This is a genomic window from Flavobacterium pokkalii, from assembly GCF_014596575.1.
Taxonomy (GTDB): domain Bacteria; phylum Bacteroidota; class Bacteroidia; order Flavobacteriales; family Flavobacteriaceae; genus Flavobacterium; species Flavobacterium pokkalii.
The window spans coordinates 1-726 of the sequence record NZ_NASZ01000063.1; the positions used below are offsets into that span (position 1 = coordinate 1).

Here is a 726-nt window from a genome sequence, read left to right on the forward strand (position 1 = left end):
CGGAACTTCTCTTGCCGGAGTGGTATTCGACAAAGGGGTAACTACTGTGACATGGTCGGCTTCTGACGGAGTAAATACTGCTGTAAACTGTAGTTTTACCGTAACAGTTAGCGACAATCAGGCGCCAAGTATCAACTGTCCGGTTGCCACTAATACCAATCGAAATACCAATGCTGCGCTTTGTACTTATACCACTGTAGGAAATGAATTTAATGCTACTGCTACTGATAATTGTGCGGTAACTTCTTTAACTTATTCATTAAGCGGAGCTACGACCGGAAGCGGAACTTCTCTTGCCGGAGTGGTTTTCAACAAAGGGGTTACTACTGTGACATGGTCGGCTTCTGACGGAGTAAATACTGCTGTAAACTGTAGTTTTACAGTAACGGTAAGCGACAATCAGGCACCAATTATCAACTGTCCGGTTGCCACTAATGCCAATCGAAATACCAATGCTACGCTTTGTACTTATACCGCTGTAGGAAATGAATTCAACGCTACTGCTACTGATAATTGTGGAGTAACTTCTTTAACCTATACTCTAAGTGGTGACACGACCGGAAGCGGAACTTCTCTTGCCGGAGTGGTATTCGACAAAGGGGTAACTACTGTAACATGGTCAGCTTTTGACGGAGTAAATACTGTTGTAAACTGTAGTTTTACCGTAACAGTTAGCGACAATCAGGCACCAAGTATCAACTGTCCGGTTGCCACTAATGCCAATCG

Annotated in this window: 1 pseudogene; it reads left to right on the plus strand. The window is 43.9% G+C overall.

What is annotated here, in order from left to right:
- Window positions 1-726, plus strand: a pseudogene (locus B6A10_RS16285) (hypothetical protein); the annotation flags it as partial.